Genomic DNA, 13994 nt, shown 5'->3' with positions numbered 1-13994 from the left:
CGGCCGGGCCCGGCGAGCAGGACGCGGCGGCCGGTGGCGGTGCTCACGATGCCTCCAGTACGTGCGCAGGGTGGCGCTGAGGCATCCCCGCGGACGTCTCCAGGGCATTCTCGGCCGACGGCCGTGCGCCCGCCAGTGCGTGGCCGCCCCGCGCGTTCGGCAGCGCGGCCCTCGTGGCACCGGGACGGCACGACCGCCGGACGCGGACGGATCCGTCAGGATGAAGCATGACGACCGACGCCCTGACGACCCTGCGGTCCGAGCTGCGCGAGCGGGCGGAGCCCGCCGTCCGGGCGCAGCTGGTGCGGGTGCTCACTCCCTCCGACGACGAACTGCTCGGCGTCCGCGTCCCGGTGATGCGGCAACTCGCCCGGCAGCACCGGGCGTTGCGGCTGGAGGACATCGACACTCTGCTGCGCAGCCAGGTGCACGAGGAACGGTTCACCGCACTCCTGGTCCTCGCCGAGCAGGTGCGAAGCGCTCGGGACGCCGACCGGAAGGCACTGGCCGACTTCTATCTGGCCCGCACGGACCGCGTGGACAACTGGGATCTGGTGGACGGTTCCGCGTACGTCGTGCTGGGGCCGCTGCTCCTGGACGGCGCGTCCGACGTGCTGGACGCGTTGGCGGGGTCGGCGTGGCCGTGGGACCGCAGGATCGCCGTGGTGGCCACGCTGGCGCTGATCCGGGAGGGCCGCTTCGAGCCGACCCTCCGCCTCGCCCTCCGGTTGCGCGGGGACACGGAACCCCTGATCCACAAGGCGCTGGGGTGGATGCTGCGGGAGATCGGCCGCCGGGACGAGCCGTTGATGGTGGACTTCCTCGACCGGCACGCCGCCGAGTTCCCGCGCGTCACCGTGCGCTACGCGACGGAGCGCCTGTCGCCGGACAGCCGGGCCCGGTTCGTAGGCCGGCGCCGAAGCCAGGACCCTTGTGTCTGATGGAGCGTCAGATATTCGCTGGTCGCCGGAAATCCGCTGGGGAGCGTAGGAGTTGTGCCGATAGGCTCCCGCGTCATGCCGACAAGTCTTCGCGGATCCGCCCTGCCCGCCGCGTTCGCCGCTCTCCTGCTGACGGCCGTCACCGGGTGTTCGTCCGGCTCCGCCGACGACGCGTCGGGTCTGCGGGCGGCCCTGGGAGAACTGTCCGACGACGCCGGCTCGGGCCAGGTGCTGTACATCGACGGCGAGCGCATACGCGAGGACGGCGACGCCAAGACGTACGGCACCATCGGGCAGCCGGGCATCACGGTGATGAGCGCATACGTCTCCGGGCCGTGGGAGAAGCAGTTGACGCCGTCCCGGATCGACACCTCCGTCGAGACCCCCGACGCCGGGCACCTGGAAGGCTCGTTCGACGCGGCCGCCCTCACCAAGTCCCTCGAGGCGGACGGTTACACGAAACGGGAGAAGGACGGCCGGCAGGTCTGGCAGCGGTCCGGCACGAGGCAACCCTCGTTCCAGGTCTCGGACGACGAGGTCTCCTACGTGACGGGAAGCACGGCCGCCCTGGCGGACGTCGACCCCGCGGACGGCGCCTCGCTGGCCGACAGCAAGGACTATCAGCGCGTCGCCGCCTGCCTCGGCGACGTGTACCGCGCCGACGTACGGCCGCTGACCGCCGGAAAACGAGTCCGGCTTTCCGCGGTCGGCCAGCGGGTCTCCTCCGCCGGCAGAAACACCGAGGTGATGTGTGTCGTGGCCAAGGACGGGGCGACCGCCGGCCGCGTCGCCGACACACTGCGGTCCACTGTCCGCGACGAGGCACCGAGGTTCGACGGCGCGAAAGTGGCGGTCGTGAAGGGCGACACGTCGGTGGTGCGGGTGACGGTCCCGGACGCAGGGACCCGACGGCCGGGCCGGCTCCTCACGCAGGACGTGCAGTTGTGGCGGGCCGTGGACGACGTGTGACCGGGCGCGGGGACGTCGTCCGGGTGTGGTGGTGACAACGGTGGCGACGGTCGCTGTCGGCGTCCGGCGTGACCGGCCGTGCCTCCACGCAGGGCCTGTGCCGTCAGTCCGCCGCCACGGGGGCGTCCCAGACCAGGGTCGTCCCGCCACCCGGGGGAGACGCCAACTCCAGTTTGCCGCCGAGCTGCCGGGCGCGTTCCGCCAGGTTGGTCAGGCCGCTGCGGCGCCCTCCCGGGGAGATGCCCACGCCGTTGTCGGAGACGGTCAGCCGCACATGTCGTCCGTCCGTCATCAGGACCACGTCGACCCGGGACGCCCGTGCGTGCCGGGCGACGTTGGCCAGCGCCTCGGTGAGCACGGACATCACGTGATCGGCGGTCTCCCTGGGCACCTGGGTGTCGAGGAGCCCCTCCATGCGCAGACTCGGGGCGAACCCGAGCACGGGCGCCGCCTCGCCCACCGCCCGCACCACCCGGGCCCGCAGGCCCTGGCGCGCATCGCTGTCGCGCGCCCGGAGCCCGAAGATCGTCGACCTGATGATCTTGATCGTCTCGTCCAGGTCGTCGACCGCGCGCATGACCCGCTCCGACGCCTCCGGATGCTGGATGAACCGGCCCGCGCTCTGCAGCGTCATGCCCGTCGCGAAGAGCCGCTGGATGGCCAGGTCGTGCAGGTCACGGGCGATACGGTCCCGATCCTCCAGCAGTGCCATCTGCTCGGCGTCGCTGCGCCGGTCGGCCAGCTCCATGGCCACGGCGGCCTGGCCCGCGAACCCCTTGAGCGGCTCGGTCTCCAGCTCGGAGAACACCGTCTGACCGCTCTCACGGGCGAGCAGCACGACCCCGCGTACGCCGTCGCCGGTACCGATGGGCACGGCGACCGCGGGCCCCAGCCCGGCGAACCGCGGCGGACCCGCCGAGATCCGCTCGTCGTGCGAAACGTCCGGACTGATCACGGGGGCCGCGGCGGAGAAGGCCGCACCCATGAGCGTGCCCTGCACCGGGAGCACCAGCCCCCGGTGCGCCTCGGCCTCCCGGCCGACGGCCAGTTCCACCGACAGCGACCCGGTGTCCTCCATGGGCAGGGCGACGACGGTGAGTGCCGCGCCGGTGAGCTCGCGGGCCCGCTCGGCGACCAGGTTGAGCACCTCGCCGCTGGGGACACCGGACAGCAGACTGCGGGTGATCTCCCCGCTGGCGCGGACCCAGCGTTCGCGGCGCTGGGACTCCTCGTAGAGCCTGGCGTTGTCGATGGCCACGCCGGCCGCCACCGCCAGCGTCGACAGCACGGACTCGTCCTCGTCGTCGAACCGGGCCCCGCCGCGTTTCTCGGTCAGGTACAGATTGCCGAAGACCTGGCCCCGTACCCGGATGGGGACACCGAGAAAGGTGTTCATCGGCGGATGGTGCGCCGGGAAGCCGTACGACGCCGGGTGGTCCGAGAGCTTGGCCAGCCGCAGCGGCACGGGGTGGCGGATCAGCTCGCCGAGGATGCCGTGCCCCTCGGGATAGTGGCCGATGAGCGCGATCTGCTCCTCGCTGAAGCCCACGGTGAGGAAGTCCGACAGCCGCTTGCCGTCCGGGCCGATCACGCCCAGCGCGGCGTACTCGGCCTCGACCAGCACGGCCGCCGCCTCGACGATGCTCCGCAGGACCTGCTCCAGGTCGAGTTCGCGCCCGACGGACATCACCGCCTCGAGCAGGCTGTGCACCCGGTCGCGGGTTCCGCGCGCCGCGTCCAGCCTGGCCTGCAGCTCCTCCAGCAGCTCGTCCAGTCGCAGATGAGGAAGCCGCACCCAGCCGCTCTCGGGGCTTGCCACAGCCGCTGCCTCCAGATGCGCCTCGGCCACCGACAGTCGATCGTTCCGGTGGAACCTCACCGTACCGCCGACGGATGACGGGGTGGTACCGCATCCGCCCGTTCCCGAGCCGGACGAGTCGGGGGAACGCCGGCCGCTTCCGCCGGGCCGAACGGCCGTGGCGAGCGCCGGTGGGGCCTCGGGTGCCCGCCTCCGGCGGGGTGACGGGCCCCGGGGCCATGCGGGGCCTGACGGCGTCTGTCCGCCGAGCCGTCAGGCGGCACGGGCGCGGGTGCCGCCGTCGCCGACATCTGGGGCGGTGTGCCGGTCCTGCCTCCCGGGACCGGTCGGCGGTCACGGGGGCCGAACAGCCCTAGCGCCCTCGCGTGGGGCGGACGTTCCATTGCGGTGACCGGTCCCGTGGCATCCGTCCGGTGACACGTTCGCACGAGGGTTCACCATGGCAATCGACGACACCGACATCAGCACGGCCGTGCCGCGCGAAACCGTCGCGCTCGACACCGCTGAGGCGCTGCGGCTGCTCGGCAGCGTCTCGTTGGGCAGGATCGTCTTCACCCGGCAGGCGCTGCCCGCGGTCCGGCCGGTCAACCACGTCCTGGAGGACGGCGACATCGTCGTCCGCACCCACGAGGGCGCCGCCCTCACCTCGTACGCCGGGCCGGCCGGCGGCACCGGGGTTGTCGTCGCCTACGAGGCCGACGCCATCGACCCGGAGACACATCTCGGCTGGAGCGTCGTGGTCACCGGGTTCGCCCGCCTGGTGACCGACCCGCGGGAGCTGGCCCGCTACCGTTCGCGATTGCGACCCTGGATGAACGAGTCGATGGACTACGCGGTCCGCATCCGCCCCGACCTGGTCACCGGCGTCCGCCTCACCGCTGCGCCCGCGACCGCCGCGGCGCCCCCGCTCGGGGGCCGGGGCCGAACGGCCCCCTAGCCCTCCCCGCCGCGGACCGGGTGGACCCGCGCCCGGACCGCTCAGCACATGCGGGGGTGGCCCACCCGATGTCACCTTGAAGGGGGACGACCGGGAGGTGCAGTCCGATGCCGGAGGCGGAGCACGAGAGGACCAGACGGCACCTGATGTGGCGGTGGCGGAGCAATCCGCTGCGGCGGCACGACGACGTCGTCGAGGCATGGACCGTCGTGGCGGTGTGGGCGGCCGTCTCGCTGGGCGGCGCGTTCGTCGGCACGATGACGGCGCACACCGTCGATCAGTCGTTCGCGGAGCGGCGCGCCGGACTCCATCCCGCTCAGGGGGTGCTCCTGGAGAGCACCATGGACGCCGTCCCGATGGCGGAGGGACCTCAGCGGATCAGTGTGCGGGCGGAGGTCCGCTGGACCGCCTCGGACGGCGCCACGCACACCTCCCGCGCCTGGGTGGACGCCGGCCGGAAGGCCGGTGCGACCGTGCCCGTCTGGACCGACGGCCAGGGCCGGCCCACCCGGGAACCGCCCTCGGCGGGTGAGGCGGCGACGGAATCGGCCCTCCTGGGAGCCGGCGCGGCCGTCGCCTTCAGCGGCATGACGTACGCCGCCGGACGTGCCGTGCGGTGGCGGCTGGATTGCCGGCGCTACGACCTGTGGGCGCGGGAGTGGGAACAGGTCGGGCCCCGCTGGCGACGCCGGACGACATGACCGCCCGCGCCCCGGGCACCGTCCCCGGCGAGCGGCGGACGGCCGGCCGACGGACTCCCGGCCGACCGGGCCCTCGGTCGGCCCCCTTTGCGCGGAGCGTCGGCCGGCCCCGGCAGCCGTCGGCCGACGGAACCTTCTGCCCAGAAGTGATCCGGTGAGGGGCGCACCCGATGCTCTCCACCCGGCGCACGACGGTCAGGGGATGGCGGTGGCGGCCCAATCCGCTGCGGCGGCACAGCGACGTCGTGGAGGGGTGGATCACCGTCGGCGCCTGGGTCGCCGCGACGGTCGGCGGCACCATGGCGGGTTTGCTGGGCGCGGACGCCGCGGCGCACGCCGTGGAACAGCGCCGGGAAGGACGGCAGCTCGTCCGTGCCGTGTTGACGGAGCCCGCCCCGCAGGGTGAGGGCGACGGGCTCACGGGTTCCGTGGTCGACCGTGTGCGGGCCGAGGTGAGCTGGACCGACGGCGGCGGAACGGTGCACAGGGCGGAGGCGAAGGTGGTGCCCGGAACGAGGGCGGGCGCCGAGGTGACGCTGTGGACCGATGGCCGGGAGCGGCCGGTCTCCGCGCCGCCCGGTGCGGCGGAGGCGGCGACACGGGTGGCGCTGACCGGTACGGGATGCGGCCTGGCCGGGGGCTTCGCGCTGCTCGGGGGCGGCCTCGGGGTGCGTCTCCGGGTCGAGCGCCGGGCCGTCGAGCAATGGGGAGCGGCATGGGACCGGGTCGGGCCGCAGTGGGGGAGGAGACCCGGTTGAGGCCGGGATCGTGCCGCAGTGGGGACGGGCAGGCGCCGCACCGCGCACCGTGCGCCGCGACCTCCTTCCGAGGTGATCCGAATGGCACCTCTAGCGGTGGGGCGCCGACGGGGCCGCGGCGGTGGGCGTCGTGGAGGAGAGCCCGTGGGTGTCGAGATCGAAGTCCACGTCGACCACGCCCTCGACGGCCCTGACGAGGCGGGCGGCCACCGGCACCAGCGAGGTGTCGGGTATCCGGCCCCTGAGCGTCACGGCGCCGTCCCGGACCCCGACCAGGACCGACGAAACCGGCGGGGGCAGGTACGGCAGGACGTCCCGGCGGATCTCGTCGGCGATGTCCTCGTCGTCCCGGAGGAACACCTTCAGCAGGTCCCCGCGGCTCACGATGCCCCGCAGCAGACCCGCCCCGTCGACGACGGGCAGGCGCTTGACCCCGGCCCGGGCCATGGTCCGCGCGGCCTGGGCGAGCGTCGCGTCCGGGTGGACGGTGAGGGCCGGCGACGTCATGAGCTCGTCGGCGGTGAGCCCGCCGGCCTTGGCCAGGTCCGGCAGTCTGCGCAACTGCGTGCGGCGGTCCGGGTCGCTGTCGCGGAACTCCTCCTTGGGCAGCAGGTCGGCCTCGGAGACCAGGCCGACGACATGTCCGGGCCCGTCCAGGACGGGGAGCGCGCTGACGTTCCTCTCCTGCATCAGCCGGACGATCTCCTTGAAGCGCGCCTCACGGGCCACTGCGGCGACCGCGCGGGTCATCACGTCGCTCACGATGTGCGGGGTGCTGGGCATGACGCCTCCTCGCCCGGCCCCGGCCGCCGACAGGATCACCGGAGCCGACACCGCGGGCCGGTCCCTTCCAGGATGGGCCCCGGCGGCCGCCGGACCCAGGGGCCACCCGGCCCGAGCCGCGGGCCGATGAGCACTCTCCGAGCGGTACGGCATCACCAGGTTCACGTCCGGCACGGCGTGGGCGCACACGCGGGTGCGCGGCCACGGCGGAATGGGCAGCGCCGTGGTTGCGCGGCACCCGCACGGCCCGGGGATGGCGCGGAGCCCCGCCCGGGCTCGCGCGCACGGACGGGGGCGGCGCACACCCCGGTGGGGTCGGTGCATGCGGACGGGGCGGAGCGCACGCCGGCCGGGTCGGTGCGCGCAGACGCCCTGCTCCCCCCCCCGGAAGCGGCCGCGCACCGGCAGGGCCGACCGGCCCGTTCCGGGGACCAGCGGCCCCTGCCCCTGCCGCCCTCGGCGCACGACGCTGAAAGCGGAACCTCCGACGCAGAAGGTGGACATCATGTCGCGTACCACTCCCCACACCGTCACCGCGGGCCTCGACGGCTCCCCCGAAAGCCTGGCCGCCGCGGAATGGGCAGCCCGGGAGGCGGAGCTGCGCGGACTCCCGCTGGAGCTGGTCCACGTCTGGCAGCCCGCGCCCGACCCCCTGGCGCAGGCGCCGCTCCTCGGCGCCGAGACGCTTCAGCACTGGAGCGAACGCGTCCCCCGAGAGGCTCTGGAAGGCCTTCGGCAGCGCCACCCCGCCCTTCCGATGACCGCCGTGCAGCGCACCGGCGCGCCCGGGGACGCGCTCGCGGAGGCGGCGAAGGATGCCGCGGTGCTCGTCCTCGGTTCCCGCGGTCTGAGCGGTGTCGGCGGATTCCTGGTGGGGTCCGTCGGGATGGCCGTCGTCGCCCGCACCGAGCAGCCCGTGGTCCTGGTCCGGGCCGGCGAGCAGGCCACGGACACACACGTGGAAGGCGTGTCCGGGGCGGCGCCGTTCCGGCCCGTCGTGCTCGGCCTGGACGCCGAGCACCCGGACGACTCGGTCATCGGCTTCGCGTTCGACGCGGCGGTCCGCCGCGGCACGGCCCTGCGGGTCGTGCACGGCTGGAACCTGCCGTCGTACTACGTGTACGGGCTCGCCGCCGACCCCGAGTTCCACCAGGAACTCGCCCGTCCGCAGGCGGACGCGCTGACGGCAGTCCTGGGGCCCTGGCGGGACAAGTTCCCGTCGGTCGAGGTCGTCGAGGAATGCCTCGTCGGCAGCCCCGCCACCCACCTGGTCGACGCGTCCCGCCGGGCGTCCCTGGTCGTGGTGGGCCGAAGGATCCGGCGCAGCGCGATGGGCGCGCACATCGGGCCCGTGACCCACGCGGTCCTGCACCACGCCACGTCACCCGTCGCCGTCGTCGCGCACTCCTGACCGTGCACCGGGGGGCAGGCTCCTCGGGGAAGCCGGCCCCCCCCCCCGCGCGTGCGGGAGGACGCACCGGCCGGGCGGGCCCTCCGAAGGGCCGACCGGCCCCCGTGAGGGCCCCCACCAGCCCCTGGGACGGCTCCGCGATCCGCTGGATGCTCGAAGTGCCAAGAGCCCTTGAGGAGACCCGCGATGACGAACGAGGCACTCAGCCGATCGACGGTCCACGCGCTGCTCGCGGACGGCACCACCGCGTGCATCCGGCCCGTGACACCGGACGACCACGACCAGCTGCTGGGGCTCTACGAGGAGATGTCCCCGGAGAACCTGCGACGGCGCTTCTTCGCCGTGAGCCGGCGCTCCGCGGCACAGGCCGCCGACCGGGCCTGTGCGGCACCGCGCGCCGGCTACCGGGCCCTGCTCGCCGAGAGCCGGGGCCGGGTGCTCGGCCTGGCCGAGTACGAGTGCGGCGCGGACGCGGCGTCGGCCGAGATGTCGATCGCGGTGGCCGACGGCCGGCACCACCGGGGCGTCGGCACGCTCCTCGTCGAACACCTGGTCGCCGCGGCCCGCGCCGAGGGCGTCACCACGTTCACCGCGGACGCGCTCAGCGAGAACCGGGAGGTGCTGCGGCTCTTCGCCGACCTCGGACTGCGCGTGGCCCGCCGCTTCGAGGGCCCCGAGGTCCGCTGCACCGTGTCACTCGACGAGGACGACACCTACCTGTCCGCCGTCGAGGACCGAGGCCGGTCCGCCGACGTCGCCAGCCTGGAACCGCTGCTGCGGCCCGACGCGGTCGCCGTGGTGGGAGCCGGGCGCACACCCGGCTCCGTGGGCCGTGCGATCCTGCACCACCTCCGCTCGGGCGGCTTCACCCGCCGTCTGCTCGCGGTGAACCCCAGCGCGACCTCGATCCTCGGCATCCGGGCCCACCCGTCGGTCAGCGCCCTGCCGAGGACGCCCGACCTGGTCGTCGTCGCCGTCCCCGCCGCTGCGGTCCCGGCCACCGCCGAGGAGTGCGGCAAGGCAGGTGTACGTGCCCTCGTCGTTGTCTCCGCCGGACTCGACGACGTCCAGTCGCGGGCGCTGATGACCGCGTGCCGCACCTACGGCATGCGCCTCGTCGGCCCCAACTGCCTGGGGGTGTCGAACACCGACCCCGCTCTCCGCCTCGACGCGACCTTCGCCGCCGACCACCCGACGCCCGGCACGGCGGGCGTCGCGGTGCAGTCAGGCGGCGTCGGCATCGCCCTGCTCGACGGTCTCTCCCGGCTCGGTATCGGCGTGTCGTCCTTCGTCTCGCTCGGTGACAAATACGACGTCAGCGGCAACGACATGCTCCAGTGGTGGGAGTGCGACGGGCGCACCGACCTGGCGCTGCTGCACCTGGAGTCCTTCGGGAACCCGCGGGCGTTCTCCCGCACCGCACGGCGGGTGACCCGCCGCATGCCGGTGCTGACCGTCGATGCGGGCCGCACGGACGCGGGCCGGCGCGCCGCCGCCTCGCACACGGCGGCCGCCGCGACCCGCACCATGACCCGTCAGGCGCTGTTCCTCCAGGCGGGCGTCACCGCGACCCGCTCGGTGGGCGAACTCCTGGAGACCGCCTCCCTCTTGCACTCCCAGCCGCTGCCCCGGGGCAGTCGCGTCGCGATCATCACCAACGCGGGCGGCGCCGGGGTCCTCGCGGCCGACGCCTGCGCGGAGGCGGGACTGACACTCCCCGCGCTCACCCCGGAGGTGATCGACGACGTGCTGGCCGTGCTGCCCGAGGGCGCCGCCGTGGGCAATCCGGTCGACGCCACCGCCGCGGTCACCGAGGACCAGCTGAGGGATTGCGTGGAGCGGATCCTGCGGCACCCCGGCATCGACGCCGTGCTGCTGGCCCTCGTCCCGACCGCGATCGCCGCGGCCACCGGCGACGATCTCGTCCGGGCGCTCACCCGGCCGTCCGGCCTCCGGTCCAAGCCCGTCGCCGCCGTGCGCCTGGAACAGGACCTGCCCGTCCGGCTGCTGCCCGCCGCGGACGGCACGACCGTGCCCGCCTACGCCGAACCGCGAGCTGCGGCAGGTGCGTTGGCCCATGCCGCACGCCGTGCGGCTTGGCTCGGCCGGCCCGCCGGAACGATCCCGGACCTCGACCTCGTCGACGTGCCACGCGCGCACACGGTCGCGGACGCCTTCCTCACCGCTCATCCCGACGGCGGCTGGCTCGACCCGCGCACCTGCGCCGATCTGCTGGCCTGCTACGGCATTCCCCAGCTTCCCTGGGCCTGGGCCGAGACGGAGGACGAGGCCGTCTTCGCGGCGGAACGGCTGCGCGGCCCCGACGGCCGGGTCGTCATGAAGGCCCACTGGCCGGGGCTGCTGCACAAGAGCCAGCAGCACGCCGTCCACCTCGACCTCCAGGGGGACGCGCAAGTCCGCGCCGCCTTCCGGGACTTCGAGACCAGGTTCGCCGGGCTGCTCGCCGGAGTCGTCGTGCAGCCGCTCGCCGCCCGCGGCTCGGAACTGTTCGCCGGCGTCGTGCAGGACGAGGTCTTCGGCCCCCTGGTGGTGTTCGGGCTGGGCGGCACGGCGACGGAGGTGCTGAACGACCACGCCGCCCGGCTCGCACCGCTCACCGACCACGACGTCCACGACCTGATCACGGCACCGCGCTGCGCGCCGCTCCTGTTCGGGGCCCAGGGCAGCGGACCCGTCGACCTGGAGGGTCTGGAGCAGCTGCTGCTGCGGCTGTCCCGGATGGCGACCGATCTGCCCCAGCTCGCCGAGGCCGACTTCAACCCCGTCCTCGCGACACCGGCCGGAGTGTCCGTCCTCGACGCACGCGTACGCCTGCTGCCCCGCAGGTCCCAGGATCCCTATCTGCGCCGGCTCCGCTGAGGAGGAGACAGACATGAAGCACAACAAGGTCGGCTCCCTGATGACCACCGAGGTCGTCCGTGCCGAGTACGGCACCCCGTTCAAGGAGGTCGCACGGCTGCTGGCCGATCACGGCATCAGCGGGCTGCCGGTCGTCGACGACGACGAGAAGGTCATCGGCGTCGTCTCCGAGACCGACCTGATGGTCCGGCAGGCGGAGACGCCCGACCTCTACGAGCCGAAGCGGCGTATCCGGTTCGCTCTCCCGTCCCGCGGTGCCAAGGCCACGGCGGTCAAGGCCCGGGCCCGCACCGCCGGCCGGCTGATGACCGCACCGCCCGTCACGGTCCATGCCGAGGACACCATCGCCGAAGCCGCCCGGATCATGGCGGAGCACCGGGTGGAGCGGCTGCCCGTCCTGGACGAGGAGGAACGGCTCGTCGGCATCGTCACCCGCCGAGACCTGCTGCAGGTCTTCCTGCGCCCCGACGAGAGGATCCGCCAGGACGTCATCGGTGAGGTGCTCGTACGCGCGCTGTGGCTGGCGCCCCGCAGTGTCGACGTCTCCGTCGACGAGGGAGTGGTCACCCTCGCCGGTCACCTGGAGCGCAGGAGCGAGACGGAGATCGCCGTCTCCATGACCCGCCAGATCGACGGCGTCGTCGCGGTGGTGGACAAGCTCACCCACCGCCTCGACGACTCCCGTGTCAGTACCGACGCGCAGACGTTGCACGGCATCGCCGACGCATGGCTGTGCAATCCGTGAGAGGAGGCGGGCCGCCGTGTTCGACAACGTGCTGGTCGCCTATGGAACGACCAATGGATCCACGGCGCAGATCGGCGAGGCCATCGCCGGTGTGCTGCGCAAGGAAGGGCTCACGGCCGAAGCACTGCCCGCGGGTTCGGTGGCGAGCGTGACGTCGTACGACGCCGTCGTGCTCGGCGGCGGACTGTACGCCGGTCGCTGGCACAAGGACGCCCGCCGCTTCCTGCGCCGTCACGGCGACGCCCTGGAGAAGCGCCCGCTGTGGCTGTTCAGCAGCGGTCCGCTCGACGCCTCCGCCTCCGAGCGGGACATTCCGCCGGTGCCCGGCGTGCGTCGGGCCGTCAGCCGCCTCGATGCGCGGGGACACATCACGTTCGGAGGATGCCTCGAAGAGGGCGCGAAGGGATTCGTCGCCAAGCGGATCGTCTCCGCCGGCAAGGGAGGCGACTTCCGCGACTTCGCGGAGATCGAGGCCTGGGCGCAGCGGATCGCCGCCGAGCTGAAGGCGGGGGCCACGGACTGAGCGTCGCCACGGACGCTCCCGGCCCCGCACTCCGATGAGAAGGGACCCCGCGGCGCACCGCCGCGGGCGGACGGAAGCCGATGGGATCGATGGAGCGTCCCCTGGTCGTCGGTGTGGACGGATCGGAGTCCAGCCTGCCGGCGACGGACTGGGCGGCGGACGAGGCGGCCCGCCGCGGCCTGTCGATGCGGCTGGTCCACGGCTTCCTCTGGGAGCGCTACGAGGGTGTCGCGCTCGGCAGCGTGGACCGGCCCTCCGGACGGGTGCCGGCGGAGCACATCGTCGCTTCCGCCGCGGAGCGCGCCCGGCTCGGGCACCCCGACCTGAAGCTCGCCACCGAGGTGGTGCCCGAGGACGCGGTCTCCGCCCTCCTGCCGACCGCCCGCAACGCCGCCTGTGTGGTGACCGGTTCGCGCGGACGCGGAGAACTGAAGGGGCTGCTGCCGGGCTCGGTCGGACTGGGCGGGGCGGCCCACGCGGACTGCCCGGTGATCGTCGTCCGCGGCGACATGGCGGCCCTGGAGAGCACGCACGGGCGCATCCTGCTCGGTGTCGGCGATCCGGCGGCCGGCGCGGAGGCCGTGCGTTTCGCCTGCCGCGCGGCCGAAGCCCGCGGCTGCCTCCTGGACGTCGTCCACGCCTGGCGCTGCCCGGCGCACGAGACGACGGACCATCCCGGTTTCGCCGCGGAACCCGCGCAGGTCCACGAGAAGCGGGCGCGTGCCCTGCTCGACGCCGTGGTCCGGGACACCGAGGCGGCCCACCCCGACGTGCGGGTGCGCCCGAGCACCGTCGAGGGCCCCGCCCACAAGGTGCTGGTCCGCCGCTCCGCCGCCGCGGACCTCCTGATCGTCGGTGCCCGGCGCCGGCCGGGACACCAGCACGGGCTGCAACTGGGCCACGTGGCACACGCGTTGCTCCACCCTGCCGAATGCCCCGTGGCGATCGTCCCGCACGCGGACTGACCCGCGTCCGGGCGTGCGATGCGTCAAGGGCGCCAGTAGAGCGACGGGTCCGGGTGGTCGGTGAAACCGAGGGCGCGGTACAGGGGTTCACCGGCGGGCGAGGCGTACAGGTCCACCCGGGCCACCTCCTGCTCCCGGAACCAGTCGAGCAGCCCCCGCATGATCGCCCGGCTGTGGCCACGCCTCCGGTGAGCCGGGTCGGTGACGACGCCGATCACGTGGCCGATCCGGCCGTTGCGCAGATGCGGCCCGGGCAGCCGCTGCTCGATCGTGCCGATGCCGCAGGCGGCGAGGCCGCCGTCGCCGGGCACGACGAGGATGCGTACGGCGTCCGAGGACACCTGCTCCTCGAGCACGGTGGCCAGGGCCTCCCGCCAGCCCGTGTCACCGGGTGACGGAAGGAAGAAGTCGCCGCCGAGCGTCTCGAACAGCATCGCCCGCAGGCGTACGAGCTCGGCGACATCGTCCTCGACTGCCTGCTGCACAGATGACATGTAATAAGCGTAGGGCTGGTTCGGCTCTTACGTCCAGTGTTGCCGTGCTCCCTCTTTTTTCGGTGGCG

Annotated in this window: 13 protein-coding genes; 10 read left to right on the top strand and 3 right to left on the bottom strand. The window is 73.8% G+C overall.

All coding sequences use genetic code 11. The features are described from left to right. Positions 1-227 precede the first annotated feature (227 nt). Positions 228-941, top strand: a complete 714-nt coding sequence (locus ACZ4NT_RS03155) for a DNA alkylation repair protein (protein ID WP_467723026.1) — start codon at positions 228-230, stop codon at positions 939-941. 75 nt (positions 942-1016) lie between these two features. Then, on the top strand, positions 1017-1910 hold the full coding sequence (locus tag ACZ4NT_RS03150; protein ID WP_467723024.1) for a hypothetical protein: 894 nt from the start codon (positions 1017-1019) through the stop codon (positions 1908-1910). A 103-nt stretch (positions 1911-2013) separates the two neighbouring features. Here ACZ4NT_RS03150 and ACZ4NT_RS03145 read toward each other — a convergent pair whose 3' ends face one another. Further along, the gene (locus ACZ4NT_RS03145; protein WP_121409122.1) at positions 2014-3729 is read right to left on the bottom strand and encodes a sensor histidine kinase; all 1716 of its coding nucleotides are present in this window, start codon (positions 3727-3729) and stop codon (positions 2014-2016) included. A gap of 439 nt (positions 3730-4168) precedes the next feature. On the opposite strand from ACZ4NT_RS03145, the gene ACZ4NT_RS03140 reads away from it, so the two are divergent. The 3 genes from ACZ4NT_RS03140 to ACZ4NT_RS03130 all read left to right on the top strand — a co-directional run bounded on the left by ACZ4NT_RS03140 (position 4169) and on the right by ACZ4NT_RS03130 (position 6125). Next, entirely contained in the window at positions 4169-4666 is a 498-nt protein-coding gene (locus ACZ4NT_RS03140) for a pyridoxamine 5'-phosphate oxidase family protein (RefSeq protein WP_467723021.1), read from the top strand. A 107-nt stretch (positions 4667-4773) separates the two neighbouring features. Beyond that, complete coding sequence (locus ACZ4NT_RS03135) at positions 4774-5367, top strand: Rv1733c family protein (protein ID WP_467723019.1); 594 nt, start codon at positions 4774-4776, stop codon at positions 5365-5367. 170 nt (positions 5368-5537) lie between these two features. Further along, positions 5538-6125, top strand: coding sequence for an Rv1733c family protein (locus ACZ4NT_RS03130; RefSeq protein WP_467723017.1), 588 nt, complete (start codon positions 5538-5540; stop codon positions 6123-6125). A 90-nt stretch (positions 6126-6215) separates the two neighbouring features. Here the strand turns inward: ACZ4NT_RS03130 and ACZ4NT_RS03125 are convergent, their stop codons facing one another. After that, positions 6216-6908 carry a CBS domain-containing protein gene (locus ACZ4NT_RS03125; protein ID WP_467723015.1) on the bottom strand — a complete coding sequence of 231 codons (693 nt, stop codon included), beginning with the start codon at positions 6906-6908 and terminating at the stop codon, positions 6216-6218. 505 nt (positions 6909-7413) lie between these two features. Here ACZ4NT_RS03125 and ACZ4NT_RS03120 point away from each other — a divergent pair. The 5 genes from ACZ4NT_RS03120 (at position 7414) to ACZ4NT_RS03100 (ending at position 13432) form a co-directional block, all read left to right on the top strand. Next, complete coding sequence (locus ACZ4NT_RS03120) at positions 7414-8319, top strand: universal stress protein (protein WP_467723014.1); 906 nt, start codon at positions 7414-7416, stop codon at positions 8317-8319. A gap of 186 nt (positions 8320-8505) precedes the next feature. Then, the gene (locus ACZ4NT_RS03115) at positions 8506-11199 is read left to right on the top strand and encodes a bifunctional acetate--CoA ligase family protein/GNAT family N-acetyltransferase (protein ID WP_467723011.1); all 2694 of its coding nucleotides are present in this window, start codon (positions 8506-8508) and stop codon (positions 11197-11199) included. Between the two features lie 13 nt (positions 11200-11212). Then, positions 11213-11944, top strand: coding sequence for a CBS domain-containing protein (locus ACZ4NT_RS03110; protein ID WP_467723009.1), 732 nt, complete (start codon positions 11213-11215; stop codon positions 11942-11944). 16 nt (positions 11945-11960) lie between these two features. Continuing rightward, a complete protein-coding gene (locus ACZ4NT_RS03105) occupies positions 11961-12467 on the top strand; it encodes a flavodoxin domain-containing protein (protein ID WP_467723007.1) in 507 nt (168 codons plus the stop codon). Between the two features lie 80 nt (positions 12468-12547). Continuing rightward, positions 12548-13432, top strand: coding sequence for a universal stress protein (locus tag ACZ4NT_RS03100; protein WP_467723005.1), 885 nt, complete (start codon positions 12548-12550; stop codon positions 13430-13432). Between the two features lie 23 nt (positions 13433-13455). On the opposite strand, the gene ACZ4NT_RS03095 is transcribed toward ACZ4NT_RS03100, so the two are convergent. Further along, on the bottom strand, positions 13456-13926 hold the full coding sequence (locus ACZ4NT_RS03095) for a GNAT family N-acetyltransferase (RefSeq protein WP_121409114.1): 471 nt from the start codon (positions 13924-13926) through the stop codon (positions 13456-13458). Positions 13927-13994 lie beyond the last annotated feature (68 nt).

Source organism: Streptomyces sp. NPDC026417, from assembly GCF_055567695.1.
The sequence above is the reverse complement of the archived record's forward strand: the minus strand, read 5'-3'. Positions and strand labels throughout refer to the sequence as shown.

Coding starts and splice junctions, on each gene's coding strand:
- ACZ4NT_RS03095 (WP_121409114.1), bottom strand. CDS start 13,926: ATGTCATCTGTGCAGCAGGCAGTCGAGGACGATGTCGCCGAGCTCGTA.
- ACZ4NT_RS03115 (WP_467723011.1), top strand. CDS start 8,506: ATGACGAACGAGGCACTCAGCCGATCGACGGTCCACGCGCTGCTCGCG.
- ACZ4NT_RS03130 (WP_467723017.1), top strand. CDS start 5,538: ATGCTCTCCACCCGGCGCACGACGGTCAGGGGATGGCGGTGGCGGCCC.
- ACZ4NT_RS03150 (WP_467723024.1), top strand. CDS start 1,017: ATGCCGACAAGTCTTCGCGGATCCGCCCTGCCCGCCGCGTTCGCCGCT.
- ACZ4NT_RS03110 (WP_467723009.1), top strand. CDS start 11,213: ATGAAGCACAACAAGGTCGGCTCCCTGATGACCACCGAGGTCGTCCGT.
- ACZ4NT_RS03155 (WP_467723026.1), top strand. CDS start 228: ATGACGACCGACGCCCTGACGACCCTGCGGTCCGAGCTGCGCGAGCGG.
- ACZ4NT_RS03125 (WP_467723015.1), bottom strand. CDS start 6,908: ATGCCCAGCACCCCGCACATCGTGAGCGACGTGATGACCCGCGCGGTC.
- ACZ4NT_RS03140 (WP_467723021.1), top strand. CDS start 4,169: ATGGCAATCGACGACACCGACATCAGCACGGCCGTGCCGCGCGAAACC.
- ACZ4NT_RS03100 (WP_467723005.1), top strand. CDS start 12,548: ATGGGATCGATGGAGCGTCCCCTGGTCGTCGGTGTGGACGGATCGGAG.
- ACZ4NT_RS03120 (WP_467723014.1), top strand. CDS start 7,414: ATGTCGCGTACCACTCCCCACACCGTCACCGCGGGCCTCGACGGCTCC.
- ACZ4NT_RS03135 (WP_467723019.1), top strand. CDS start 4,774: ATGCCGGAGGCGGAGCACGAGAGGACCAGACGGCACCTGATGTGGCGG.